Source organism: Chroococcidiopsis thermalis PCC 7203, from assembly GCF_000317125.1.
Taxonomy (GTDB): domain Bacteria; phylum Cyanobacteriota; class Cyanobacteriia; order Cyanobacteriales; family Chroococcidiopsidaceae; genus Chroococcidiopsis; species Chroococcidiopsis thermalis.
Genome location: NC_019695.1, coordinates 1,406,807 through 1,420,020 on the forward strand (window position 1 = coordinate 1,406,807; position 13,214 = coordinate 1,420,020).

Annotated in this window: 11 protein-coding genes; 4 read left to right on the forward strand and 7 right to left on the reverse strand. The window is 44.3% G+C overall.

Annotation, left to right across the window (positions count from 1 at the left end; all coding sequences use genetic code 11):
* The first annotated feature begins 181 nt into the window (after nucleotides 1-181).
* Entirely contained in the window at nucleotides 182-808 is a 627-nt protein-coding gene (locus CHRO_RS06240) for an SAM-dependent methyltransferase (RefSeq protein WP_015153341.1), read from the forward strand.
* Nucleotides 809-929: 121 nt separating this feature from the next.
* Here CHRO_RS06240 and CHRO_RS06245 read toward each other — a convergent pair whose 3' ends face one another.
* From CHRO_RS06245 to CHRO_RS06265, 5 genes are all read right to left on the reverse strand, one after another.
* Nucleotides 930-1,514: a GNAT family N-acetyltransferase gene (locus CHRO_RS06245; RefSeq protein WP_041462872.1), complete on the reverse strand. Its 585-nt coding sequence runs from the start codon at nucleotides 1,512-1,514 to the stop codon at nucleotides 930-932.
* A gap of 8 nt (nucleotides 1,515-1,522) precedes the next feature.
* Complete coding sequence (locus tag CHRO_RS06250; RefSeq protein ID WP_015153343.1) at nucleotides 1,523-2,401, reverse strand: SMP-30/gluconolactonase/LRE family protein; 879 nt, start codon at nucleotides 2,399-2,401, stop codon at nucleotides 1,523-1,525.
* A 116-nt stretch (nucleotides 2,402-2,517) separates the two neighbouring features.
* Complete coding sequence (locus CHRO_RS06255; RefSeq protein WP_015153344.1) at nucleotides 2,518-3,564, reverse strand: adenosine deaminase; 1,047 nt, start codon at nucleotides 3,562-3,564, stop codon at nucleotides 2,518-2,520.
* 173 nt (nucleotides 3,565-3,737) lie between these two features.
* The gene (locus CHRO_RS06260; RefSeq protein WP_015153345.1) at nucleotides 3,738-4,166 is read right to left on the reverse strand and encodes a response regulator; all 429 of its coding nucleotides are present in this window, start codon (nucleotides 4,164-4,166) and stop codon (nucleotides 3,738-3,740) included.
* Between the two features lie 82 nt (nucleotides 4,167-4,248).
* Nucleotides 4,249-6,369, reverse strand: coding sequence for a sensor histidine kinase (locus tag CHRO_RS06265; RefSeq protein ID WP_015153346.1), 2,121 nt, complete (start codon nucleotides 6,367-6,369; stop codon nucleotides 4,249-4,251).
* Nucleotides 6,370-6,796: 427 nt separating this feature from the next.
* On the opposite strand from CHRO_RS06265, the gene CHRO_RS06270 reads away from it, so the two are divergent.
* The gene (locus CHRO_RS06270) at nucleotides 6,797-7,705 is read left to right on the forward strand and encodes a RibD family protein (protein ID WP_015153347.1); all 909 of its coding nucleotides are present in this window, start codon (nucleotides 6,797-6,799) and stop codon (nucleotides 7,703-7,705) included.
* Nucleotides 7,706-7,963: 258 nt separating this feature from the next.
* A complete protein-coding gene (locus tag CHRO_RS06275; RefSeq protein ID WP_015153348.1) occupies nucleotides 7,964-9,157 on the forward strand; it encodes a GNAT family N-acetyltransferase in 1,194 nt (397 codons plus the stop codon).
* A 91-nt stretch (nucleotides 9,158-9,248) separates the two neighbouring features.
* Here CHRO_RS06275 and glf read toward each other — a convergent pair whose 3' ends face one another.
* On the reverse strand, nucleotides 9,249-10,388 hold the full coding sequence (gene glf / locus CHRO_RS06280; RefSeq protein WP_015153349.1) for a UDP-galactopyranose mutase: 1,140 nt from the start codon (nucleotides 10,386-10,388) through the stop codon (nucleotides 9,249-9,251).
* Nucleotides 10,389-10,535: 147 nt separating this feature from the next.
* Nucleotides 10,536-11,525 carry a glycosyltransferase family 2 protein gene (locus tag CHRO_RS06285; RefSeq protein WP_015153350.1) on the reverse strand — a complete coding sequence of 330 codons (990 nt, stop codon included), beginning with the start codon at nucleotides 11,523-11,525 and terminating at the stop codon, nucleotides 10,536-10,538.
* Nucleotides 11,526-12,124: 599 nt separating this feature from the next.
* Between CHRO_RS06285 and CHRO_RS06290 the strand changes: the two genes are divergently transcribed.
* On the forward strand, nucleotides 12,125-13,198 hold the full coding sequence (locus tag CHRO_RS06290) for a glycosyltransferase family 2 protein (RefSeq protein WP_015153351.1): 1,074 nt from the start codon (nucleotides 12,125-12,127) through the stop codon (nucleotides 13,196-13,198).
* Nucleotides 13,199-13,214: the final 16 nt, after the last annotated feature.

Sequence of the window (13,214 nt, forward strand, 5' to 3'; positions counted from 1 at the left end):
GTGAAAGGCGCTCTTGCGCTCTTGCGAGTGATACATTTTGAATGCGTGAATTCCGAATTCCGAATTCCGAATTCCGAATTCTCCTTACTCCCTGCTTCCTTAATTACGACTTACGACTTACAACTTACGACTTATAACATGGCATTATGTTATACGGAAACGGCTACAGGAAAGGAAAATAATGCGCCGACAACGCTTGTTCCTACTACCGATCGCCTGCATTGGTATAGTTGGCTTAGGAATAACTGGTTACAGTCTCACTACCCAAACTAACGCTCAAACTCAAACAATTGCCCAAGATACGCAAGCACCACTACGCGAACCAGATGTCGTCTACGTACCTACACCTCAAGAGACGGTAGACGAAATGCTCAAAGTTGCTAAGGTGACTAAAAATGATACGCTCTACGACCTTGGTAGTGGCGACGGACGCATCCCAATTACTGCTGTACAAAAATATCAAGTGAAAAAGGCAGTTGGGATAGACATCAACCCAGAACGGATTAAAGAAGCAAAGGAAAACGCTAAAAAAGCAGGCGTAACAGACCGCGTGACGTTTCTCAATCAAGACCTGTTTAAGAGCGACTTCAGCGATGCAACTGTCGTAACGCTTTATTTGTTGCCCGAACTTAATGTTAAGCTCAGACCGCAGCTATTTAAACAGCTCAAACCTGGGACTCGTATCGTGTCTCATGCGTTTGATATGGGCGATTGGAAGCCAGAAAAAACCTTGCAGACTCCTGGTGGTTCTACCATTTATTACTGGGTAATTCCTAAAGAGATTCCTAAGAATTTAGGTGACGGTTAAATTTAATGGCGTTACACGCTGCGAAAATTAGGATTTCGTAAAGTAGGGGCGCACAGCTGTGCGCCCCTACCTAATTTTGTGCCCCTACCTAATTTTGCGCCCCTAGCAATTTTGTGTATTCCTACCAATTTTTATGAGGATTTCTCAAACTATACTTCACCACCTCGCGCTCGATTTCTGGGTGAACGTACTTTAATTCAAACTTTAACCCTGCTTTTTCCATCACCCGACTAGAAGCTCGATTTTCTGCCAATGCAGAAGATACGATGCACTGAGTCCCTAATTCGGCAAAGCTTTTTGTGACGAGGGCGCGAGAACCTTCAGTGGCATATCCTTTACCCCAAGAAACTCGACGCAAACGATAACCTAATTCGATTTCATCAGCATGGAAGAAATTTGAACTAACATTAAATTGACTATCTAATGCCGGTCGTAAATGAAACCAACCGATGAATTCTTGACTCGATTTTTCAATAGTTGCCCAAAATCCATAACCTGAATATTGTTGATAATATTGCATCCATTTGGGTAAAACATTATTTTGATAGTCTTCAGAACTTTTCTCTAGAGGTTTTCCTTCTTTAATCATCCCTAAATCTACATAACGGATAACTTCAATGTCACTATCTAAAGCTAATAAATGTTGAGCATCATCCGGCGTAAATTGACGGAGAACTAGTCTAGGAGTTTCCAAAAAAACTTTCATCAGAAATTTCACCATCGCTGCACTGCGCCTGCAACTAATAATTCTATTCTGTACAAGGCGTGTTCGCTCGTCATAAATAAAGTCTTACCGTCTTCCCCACCAAAGGCGAAATTAGAAATAGCGCTCGGGGTCAAAATTTTACCTAGTAGTAAACCTGTAGGAGAAAAAATGTGGACACCATCGCCGCAACCTACATAAATATTGCCATTAGTATCTACGTCAACCCCATCAGCTCCCCAATCATTATTATCAATTTGACAGAGTTTTTCTCCACTAGAAAGAGTTCCATCTGAGTTAACAGTAAATACCCAAATATAGCGATCGCCTGCTGCTGAGTTACCTACATATAGCTTGGTTTCATCTGGAGAAAAAGCAATGCCATTCGGCATACTCAAATCTTGAATAACTACAGTTAATTCTTGTGTTTTTGGAACGTAGCGAAATACGCCATTAAAATCTATCTCTTTAGTTCCATCACCCAAACCATAAGGTGGATCGGTAAACCAGATCGTCCCATCCGATTTAATTTCCAAGTCATTCGGTGAATTGAACCGCTGACCTTGAAAGCGATCGCATAAAATTGTCCGGCGATCGTCTTGATCTGTAATACTTATTGCCCGCGTTTCGTGTTCGCAAGTATAAAGATTACCCACAGAATCAAGCACATTGCCATTTGGCTGATAACTGGGTTTGCGGTAAGTGTGCAATCCTTGAGTTTTACTCCAAGATTTATGTTCGTTTGCCCCAGTATCGCTAAAAATAAGTTGCTGATGCTGCTTGTCCCAAACTGGTCCTTCACCAAAAAGCATTCCATCAGCAAGTTGGATCAATTCGATATTGGCTGCTAATATGCCTGAAATTCCAGTATTTTGGTTATTAGCGCTCATATTAGAGAGTAGTGAGTAGTAAGTAGAGAGTAGTGACTAGTGGCTAGACATAAAACTCCACCTACTTATCAACTACCATCTACCAACTACCAATTACCAATTACCATCTACCAATCTTAATCTTGCATTGCTAGCACCCCCGTTGGTAATGATGGCTTGAGTAATCCATTGAGTAAAGACGCTGGGCGATCGCCATAGGGCCAAGCAAAGGCATGGCGGAAGGCTGCATCTTGACAAGCTTGCAATTCGTCAAAGTCAATAATATCTAGCGTCAGCAGATTTTCATACTCAAATGGCAACCGGACGTTGTGCAATCCGGCGTTATCCGTGCAAATGGCAATATCTACCCCAGCATCCAAACAACGATCGAATACCAACTTCAACTGGCGCATGTCCTGTAGGGTTCCCGTCTTTAAATAAGTTGTGGGACAAACCTCTAAACATTGCTGCCTGCTGGCTAAATCTGGTAATAGTTCGGGATGCAGCAGGGGAATTTGGATACCGTGACCGATCCGCATCAGATAGGGCAACAGTTCGGGATAACAACCTGCGGGAGTTTCATATAAGTGTCCCGTGGTATTTAAACCAAGCGATCGCGCGTAGGCATACAATTGCACGAACTCTTCGAGGCGTTCTGCATAATGTCCATCGCCACCAGCGACATCCACAGCACAGACATATTCTCGTTTTTGGGCAGCCAAGTCCACAATTGCCCGATTTACCTCATAGGGTAGCCGCGAATGCATACACAAAATTTGGCTAGTGACAATCGGATATTCGGAAAGTTGGCTTGCTTTGCCTACCACGTCAACAATCTCCGCCATCTGTTCGATCCGTTGGGATTGAGTTAAATGCTCTGACGTGCGTAAATATGGCGTGTAGCGAATTTCTAAGTACGCCAAATTTTCAAAAATATACGCCCCACGAATCAAGCGATAGACAAAGTAAGGCAAAGTCTCAATTGTTTGCACGCTCTCAACTAAAGTGTGCAATTCTAAATACTCGTCCAACGTATTGCGGGGACGGGTGTAGAAATCTTCAAACGCAGCATAGTCAGCAAACCGCTCGATTTTGTCGTCAGCGTGACGCTGGAAGTAGCGCCAGAGTACGCGAGGTACGACCGAACCCCCCAAGTGGCGGTGCAATTCAGCGTATAGAGCCACAATACCTCTCTTAATTATTCTTAACAATATCTATGGTTATTATCAAAGATAGCAATTTTGTCCAGCAGTCGGAAGTTTGCTGGAATACTAGGAAGAAGTCGTAAGTCGCAATTACTAGCCACTGGTTCCACTAGCCACTAACCACTAGCCACTGATAGTTGACTGTGCAGGGTTTACGGCAGCCTCACGATGGTGAACCAAAAGTTTTCAATCGATTGCACGATTTTGACAAAGCGGTCAAAGTCAACTGGTTTGATAATGTAACAATTGGCGTTGAGATTGTAGGCGTTGAGTATATCTGTCTCAGCTTGAGAAGCTGTCAGTACGATAACAGGAATGCGCTTGAGGTTGGGGTCTGCTTTAATCTCTGCTAGCACTTCTCGCCCATCCTTTTTAGGCAGATTGAGATCGAGCAAGATTATATCTGGATGTTTTGTGTTAGCATACTTTCCCTCTTTTCGCAACAATGCTAACGCTTCTACACCGTCCTCAACTACGTGCAAGTTTACAGACATTTTGCTTTCTTCTAAAGCCAATTTAGTTAACTGCACGTCGCCAGAGTCATCTTCTACCAACAAAATCTCAATTGGTATAAATAGCACAGTAGAATTTACCAGAATTCACAAATTAATAACCGATAACTTTGTAGAGACGTTACATGTAACGTCTCTACAAAGTTATCGGTCAAAGACAAGTCACGCCACTACCGTTAATGTTTTCCTCAACTTTTATACTTTTGACGGAGCTAATGGAGTCTAGTCTTTTGGATTCTTCTATGATTCTCTCTCTCAAGTCATCCTCTAGTAAAGCTCTCTGTTCGTTTAAATCAAAATTGCTGTCGCTGGTGGAGTGCGATCGCTCTGATAGCTGCGTCTCCAAGCTGGGAGGAGACGGCAAAGGATCGACTAACGGTAAGCTGATTTCTACAGTAGTCCCTAGACCGATACCAGGACTACTGAGGGCAATGCGACCCCCCATTAATTCAATTAAATTGCGGGAAATTGCCAATCCTAAGCCAGTCCCGCCTAGCTTGCGGGTAGTAGTACCATCTACCATGGCGAAGGGACGAAAGAGCTTGTGTTGTTGAGCCGGATCGATTCCCAGTCCCGTATCCTCTACAGCCACAGTGACCCAAAATGTAGTACTGCCATCTTGTACGGGTTGGGCAGTAACTTCTATTTTGATACTGATGCTGCCGCGATCGGTGAACTTGACAGCATTACCTATAACATTGATCAGCACTTGCTTAAGTTTGGCAGCATCGGCATGAACTAGTAGCGGTTCTTGCCACTCTGTAGCGATCAATTGCAGCCCTTTTTGCTGAATTTGTACCTTTTGCAGGTCGATCGCTTCTCGTAATACTTGCCGTAAATCGAGCGCTTCCGTAACGACTGAGAGTTTACCAGCTTCAATTCTGGCAATATCGAGCAAGTCATTAATAATACCTAATAAGTGAATAGCTGCCTCATCAGCCCGTGCCAAAAACTCTAGTTCTTCGGTGCGATCGTCGCAGCAGCCGTCGCGGACGAGGCGAATACATCCGATGATGGCATTGAGAGGGGTGCGTAACTCGTGGGAGGTATTGGCTAAGAATTCACTTTTCATCTGGTTGGAAGTCTGGGCTTCTTGCCAAGCGGTTTCTAATTCTGCTGCCGAAGCATTTAGCCGTCCTAACATTTCTTCCAAGGCTTCTGCTAGCTGTTCTACCTCGCGGACTTTGAAATTGTGCGGGACTCTCTCGGCAGCGTGGTGGCTTTGGAGGTTGAGGGCGTAGTCCCGTAGTTTTTCTAAAGGTCTTGCTAAATCGCGAATGATATGCAGCGCGGCGATTAAGGTTGCTACTAACAAGCCAATGGTCAGTACGACAAGGATAACTTTAATTTCTTGCAGTCCGTACAAGGCATGATCCAGACGGGTAACGGCTAAAATCAGCCAGTATCCGTTGGCTCGATCGATCGGACTGGGAATGACGTTATAGCCCGCTAGCAAATCGGGACCGTTGCGGTCGAACGACAAGTGGATAAAATCTTGGCGCGTGCGTCCGGCGATCGCATTTTTGAGCAGATGTTGTAACTGTCCTGCATCTTGCTCTTGCGCGACGTTGCGTCCAATGCGGTTAGCCATTGGGTGAGCTAAGATCGTGCCGTTGCGATCGATTACGACGGTGGAGCCAGCCAGCAATCCTGGTCGATCTCGTTCTCTTTTGTGCAGTGCCGATAATACGTTGAGGCTGTAGGTCAATCGCCCGCTACTGTTGTACACGGGAGCCGATAAAACTAATTGTAGTTGTCCTAGAGAGCGTTGAGGATCTAGCGAGGCGGATAGCTGTAGCGATCGCCGCGCGTCAATTTCGACTAGTGGCTGAACGCGAATCAAAGGCGAGATTTTTTGATTTTGCTGCTGTTCCCAAGCGGGATCTGCTTTAGCAGAAGCAATTCGAGTATTACCACAAGTACTGGCTACCAAATTACCCGTGCCGATCTCAGTCACCTGCAAGCACTGAGTATTTGGCAGCGTTGACGCTAACTGTTGAAGAAACTCCCGAGCCTGTGCAGGCGAACCTGTTCGGATGACGGTGGTTTGACTTGCCAGCAGCAGGTTTGATTTCAGTGCCGCGATCGCGTTGCTGATATTTTCTCCCTTGTTCACCGCACTTTCAGTTAAATTCCAGCGCGCGGTTTCTAGCAAGCTAGAACGTGCTTTCCTGAAAGTCACCGCTTCCCCAATCAACAACACTGGTACGGTCAGCAGCAGTATTCTTGCAAGTAAGATACGGCGAAATGAGGATTGACTGGGCTTAGCCATGGAAGCTCCCTCAAAATAGATGCAAGACCCTCTAGTAATAGCTTGCTAGCAAACAGATTAGTTTTAGCATTTAAATACCATTAAACGCGATCGCTGCCAAGCAAATTCTGTTAAAATCTTTGTCTGATTTAACAAATCATACAAAACAAAGTTCGCGATTTACGGATGCCAAGCTCAATTGCGTTCTTGATGTTTTCGACATTTTCACAGCATATCTAAAAGCTCTAGCTGCTACCATATATGTTGTATAAAAAGATTCGTTGGTTAATCATAAGAAATGTTTTATCTTTAAACATTAACTCAAAATTAATTAAAGTGTGACTTTTTACGCTAAAACTTCCGGCAGATTTTGCCAGCGCAGAGACAGTGTTTTCTACGACTGTATGGTTGCCAACATGCTCGATCGTTTAAAACTAGGTAGCAGCTCGTGGATCGATCTCGAAGTCGTCCCCATACAACAGTTATCTTGGCAATGAGTGCCGATGGCAAGATTGCCGATGCGAGGCGATCGCCTGCTCGCTTTTCCTCCCAGCGCGATCGGTTCCATCTCGAACAACAAATAGCTGCTGCCGATGCCACACTATTCGGGGCTGGTACGCTTCGCGCTTACGGCACAACCTTAAGCGTAACTAGTGCTAAATTACTGCATCAAAGACTACAAAATCATCAAAAATCACAACCAATTCAGATCCTGGCTTCTGCTAGTGCCAAGATCGATCCTCAGTGGCGATTTTTTCGCCAACCCGTACCTCGTTGGTTGCTCACATCTGCGGCTGGGGCAAAGTCTTGGCAGGGGCGATCGGAATTTGAGAAAGTGATTGTGGGGGAGCAGGGAGTCGGAGACAAAATTCAAAATTCAAAATTCAAAATTCAAAATTGGGACAAGGAAGACAAGGGAGACGAGGGGGACAAGAGAGACAAGGGAGACAAGGGAGACAAGGGAGACAAGGGAGACAGGGAGGATAAGAAGGCTGACGAGACTGAGGGAGCAACTACCAATTACCGATTCCCGACTCCCGATTCCCGACTCCCGATTCCCGACTCCCGACTCCCAACAATCAACTGGACATTTGCTTTAGAACAGTTATTCTCTTTGGGAATCAAACGCTTAGCCGTTCTCGGTGGGGGTGAGTTGGTGGCAGCGATGCTAGCAGTCGATTTAATCGATGAGATGTGGTTGACTGTCTGTCCTTTACTTTTGGGGGGGACAAACGCCCCTAGCCCAGTGGCAGGGATGGGTTTCCCAGAAAATTTAGCGCCGCGACTGGAACTATTATCAGCTCAAGTTGAAGCACAAGAAGTATTTCTCCACTATCGCCTGCAACGATCGCAATAGTTAGATTAACTTAAGTAACAGTGGCTAGTTGTCAGTTATCAGTTATTAGTAAGAGCGTGAAGAGTGGTAGTTGGTAATTGGTTGTCATTCCCCCTTGTCTTCCTTGTCCCCCTTGTCCCCCTTGTCTTCCTTGTCCCCCTTGTCTTCCTTGTCCCCCTTGTCCCCCTTGTCTTCCTTGTCCCCCTTGTCCGCCTTGTCCCCCTTGTCTTCCTTGTCCCCCTTGTCCGCCTTGTCCCTCTACTCCCTACTCCCTAAATAATGGTGGAACAACTTAAACCGCAATATTCTGTTGCCTGGACGAACAAAATTGCTGAAATTCCTCAGTCGGCATGGGATGCTTTGGCATTACCTCTAGCAACTCCGTTTTTGGAGTGGGAGTGGTTGAATAATCTAGAAACTTCTGGTAGTGCTACGGCGAGGGCTGGATGGTTGCCGAATCACTTAACAATATGGCGCGATCGCACGCTGGTTGCAGCTGCCCCGATGTACCTGAAAGGTCACAGTCAAGGTGAGTTTGTCTTCGACCACCAATGGGCAGATCTGGCACAGAGGATCGGTGTAGAGTACTATCCAAAACTCTTAGGCATGACACCTTTTACCCCTGCTGAAGGCTATCGGTTTTTGGTTGCGCCAGGGGAAGATGAGGATGAAATGACGGCGTTGATGGTGAGTGCAATCGACCATTTTTGCGATCGCCACAATATTTCTGGGTGTCATTTTCTCTATGTCGATCCTGCATGGCGACCCACATTAGAACGACACGGATTTACAACGTGGTTGCACCACAGTTATGTCTGGCAAAATCTCGGTTTTGCCACTTTTGACGATTATCTCGGAGTCTTCAACGCCAACCAACGCCGTAACATTAAGCGCGAACGCAAAGCCGTAGCAAATGCAGGCTTAGAGTTAGTGACTCATACGGGAGATGAGATCCATAAGTCTTTATTTCCGCAGATGTATCATTTTTATGCCGATACCTGTGATAAATTCGGCTGGTGGGGTAGCAAGTATTTGACCAAGAAGTTTTTCGAGCAGTTGCACGCCCATTATCGCCATCGCGTGTTGTTTGTGGCAGCTTACCATGCAGGAGATAAGGCAGGAGATAAGCGTCAACCGATGGGTATGTCATTTTGTTTAACGAAGGGCGATCGCCTCTACGGTCGTTATTGGGGCAGTTTTCAAGAAATTGATTGCTTGCACTTCGAGGCTTGCTACTACAAGCCGATTGAATGGGCGATCGCCAATGGTATTCAAACTTTCGATCCTGGCGCGGGGGGAAGGCATAAAAAGCGGCGCGGTTTCCCTGCTACTGTCAATCACAGCTTACATCGGTTTTATCATCGACGGTTGGCGCAAATTCTAACTTCCTACATTCGTGAGGTCAATGAGTTAGAACGGCAAGAAATCGAGGTAATTAATGCTGAATTACCTTACAATCGGCGGGATACGTAGCAAGCGGTTGATAGAACCAGATTTTCGTTCTCGTCTAGTCACGAATAAATTTGTAGAGACGTTACATATAACGTCTCTACACTGACAACTGCTAACCTACCCGAACCAGCTTTTGGTCTAGTTCCGGCGATCGTCTATTCTCAGTTTCTCTCAGCTTTTTGTAGATTGTCAGAGCCTGAGCGACGACTTGATCCATGTTGTAATACTTGTAAGTTGCCAACCTGCCGACAAAATGCACCCCGGAAGTTGCGTCAGCTAGTGCCTGATATTTTTTGTAGAGTGCAGTATTTTCCGATCGCGGTACGGGATAATATGGATCGCCTTCGGCGCGTGGGTACTCGTAGACAATACTTGTTTTAGGATGTTCTTGTCCGGTTAAGTATTTGAATTCTGTAACTCTTGTATACAAGTGTTCGTTAGGATAGTTGACTACGGCAACTGGCTGATGCACGGGCATATTCACGGTTTCGTGCTGAAATTCCAAAGAGCGGTAAGGAAGCTTGCCGTAACGGTAATCGAAGAATAAATCGATTGGACCTGTATAAATCATCTCGCGATACGGTATCGTCCCCACAATTTCCCGATAATCAGTTTGGAGCATGATTTTGATATTCGGATGAGATAGCATATTCTCGAACATTCGAGTATAGCCATGCAGGGGCATTGCTTGATATGTATCCGTAAAATAGCGATTGTCGCGGTTCGTGCGGGTAGGTACGCGGGCAGTCACCGATCGATCGAGTTCGGATGGATCGATGTCCCATTGCTTGCGCGTGTAGTTGCGGAAGAATTTTTCGTAGAGTTCCCTGCCAACCTTATTCACCACTACATCTTCAGAAGTTAGGATACGCTCTTTAGGCTCAGCCACTGAAGCAAAAAACTCTTCTAGCTGGAATGAGGTTAAATGGAGTCCGTAAAGTCGGTTAATCGTGTCGAGATTGATGGGAATTGGCACGAGTTGTCCGTCAACACTGGCAAGAACGCGGTGTTCGTAAGAACGCCATTGAGTAAATTGCGAAAGATACTCGAAAACTTCGCGAGAGTTGGTGTGAAAAATATGGGGACCGTACCTGTGTATGAGGATACCTGCTTCGTTATAACAATCGTAAGCATTTCCACCGATGTGCGATCGCGTATCGATAATCAGAATTTTTTTTCCCAACTGACTTGCTAACCTTTCAGCCAGGACGCTGCCAGCAAATCCCGCTCCTACAATTAAGTAATCGAACATTCAAGCACTCCTTGTTTCGATTTTTTCGAGTCATCTACGAAAGCATGAATCGCTAAATAAAAGTTTGTTTAAGGAATCATTGTTCGAGTACTGAGTTTGATGCCCTATATAACGCGCGTATTTTTTTTACTTCAGTTGACTAAAACCTTAGAGTTTTTCCTCATATAAAATTTTAGGCTTATTGTTATCAAAATAACCCTTGAACCCATCCTGGTAAGCTTCAGTGAGGAATTGTAGGCGCTTAAACTTGCGATCGTCAAAGAGCAAAATAGCAATTAAAGAGCGACAATAGTATTTAAATGTTCTCAAATAAAATCTCGTTTTACTAGCATAGTTTTTTCTTAACCAAATTGCATTTCTGGTTTCAAAATAAGTCAACCATATCCTGTTATATTTGGTTCTATAAGAAATTTTACCTAAAAACTGTTTAACAATCGCTCCTGGATCGCCTGCTTCTTTGTGAAGAATAACGCTATCAGTAATTAGGAGAATTTTGCCTGCATTATTTAACCTCAGACAATATTCCAAGTCGTCACCCCTAATAAAAAATTCTTTATTGGGAAATCCTATTTTTTCAATTGCTCTTTTACTGACTAGGATGCCAACAAAAGAACTAAAAGCTATTTCTAAGGCTCGATGATTTTTGACTAAATCGTCTTCTATCTTCCGATGAATCTCAATATCAAAATCAAAATCATTCTGATGAGTTTGGCGGTCGAAAAACCCTAGATGGGGATGCAATATCTCACCTTCTAAGTCTATTTTGAGATTTGCTAAAGCACTGACATCAGGTTCATCTAGATAATGACTTAGCTTTTCTAAAGCATCTATTTCAGGTTCGGCATCGTCATCCATCAACCACAGCCAATCGTAACCTGCTTCATATCCATACTTTACACCTTGATAAAATCCACCTGCGCCGCCAGTATTTTCTGGTAAGCGGATGTAATCGATAAGTTGATTTGCCAGATATCCTTCTGCCTTCAAAAAATCAGGTGTATCATCAGTAGAGCCGTTGTCTACAAGGATAATTTTATCTGGCAAGCGCGTTCCAGTCAGTATTGCGTCTAGGCATTCTATTAAAAGTTTCTTTCGGTTATAGGTGACGACTACAACAGCGATTGTTGCTTCAACCATTGTCAGTTCCTAGTTTCTATGAGTTGATTTGAAATTTTCCAATCGATGAGAGCTAGAAGAAAAATAAAAGTTAAAATACAAGCGATCGCTAAGAGATAAGAGATAATCTCTCCCCAGGCAACAGACAACAGGTAGGATTCAACTCTTTAGAAAACAGACTAGCAGCATAATAGCAATTTCTGCAACAATAGTTGGAAAACACCAAAAATCTAGTCAAAAACAATCGAATACATTCGTTGCTACTGATGTAGTATGCAAATTCATCCTTCAAATGACAAATCGTACACCGCAACTTCTCCCAAGGATATACTACTTTTGGTAGAAACGGCGTTGACATTTGTATAGTGGATAACACTGCGACTAATTATGAAAAAACTCTCATAAAACATTCATCTATACTTCATAAAATGCCTATATTGTATAAATGTTTTATGAATTACTGTTATGTACATGCCTCTTTATAACTAGTAAGCCTATGACACTACGCGAATTTGCGTATGGTATTGGTGTGAGTAGCCTAATTCTGCAATCTTGTGTAAGTATTTGCAAGTAGACAGACTTGTAGACGATTGATTTTTTTATAGATAACAGGGTTGTAAATGGACGTATCAAAGATGGCAGAACCACAAGTCACTATCGTAGTCGTACCACGCGAACGTTTCAGTTTAACTCAAAAGTCCCTTGAAAGTATTTATGAGAATACAACCATCCCTTTCAAGTTGATTTATGTAGATGGTGGCTCCCCTGCGCGTATCCGAGATTACTTAGCAGCTCAAGCCCGCGAGAAAAATTTCCAACTGATTCGTACCGATTATTACCCTTCACCAAATTATGCTAGAAATCTAGGTTTAGCCCAGGTCAATACAGAATACGTTGTCTTCATGGATAACGATGTTGTCGTTGCTCCGAATTGGTTGAACAATTTGGTTCAATGCGCTGAGGAAACGGGAGCTGCGGTAGTTAGTCCCCTCGTATGTCAAGGTCAAGCTTTACACGAAATCGTACATTGTGCAGGTGGAGAATCTGCGGTCATTGAGGAAAACAAAGGCGATCGCCCAACGCGGCGCTTGCACGATAAAATTTACAAGCAAGGTAAGCGCGTAGCAGATTTAGGCGACTTCTTGCAACGACAGCCAACTGGTTTGGCAGAGTTCCATTGCATGTTGGTGCGCACGGCGATAATTGAAGAAATTGGCGGTCAGCTTGACCCCGCAATGATGAACACAAAGGAACACGTAGATTTTTGTGTAGCGGTATCTGAGGCTGGAGGTTCCATCTACTTAGAGCCAACATCCCTCGTCACCTACATTAACGGGATGCCGTTGGAATTGTCCGAAATTCCTTTCTACATGGTACGTTGGAGCGATGCTTGGGGTACGACTAGCTTAAACCGCTTGCGCGAAAAGTGGAATCTGACCGAAGATAAATACCACCAAAATTGGTATCGCAGTTGGTCGGAATATTTAACCGGAAGACGCAGGGTATTTATCATTAGACCGCTGCTGAATAAATATTATGTCTTTGGTAGGGGCAAGACTCGACTAGAGAATATGCTAGTGCGGATGGAGAAAAGGCTGAACCGTTATCTCAGCGATCGCCATACTCGCAAACATCCGCAAGAAGTGCAACAGCAGCCTGCCAAGTCGTTGCCTAAAACTCCAGTATCAGCATAATAAGGTAGCAGTAGGG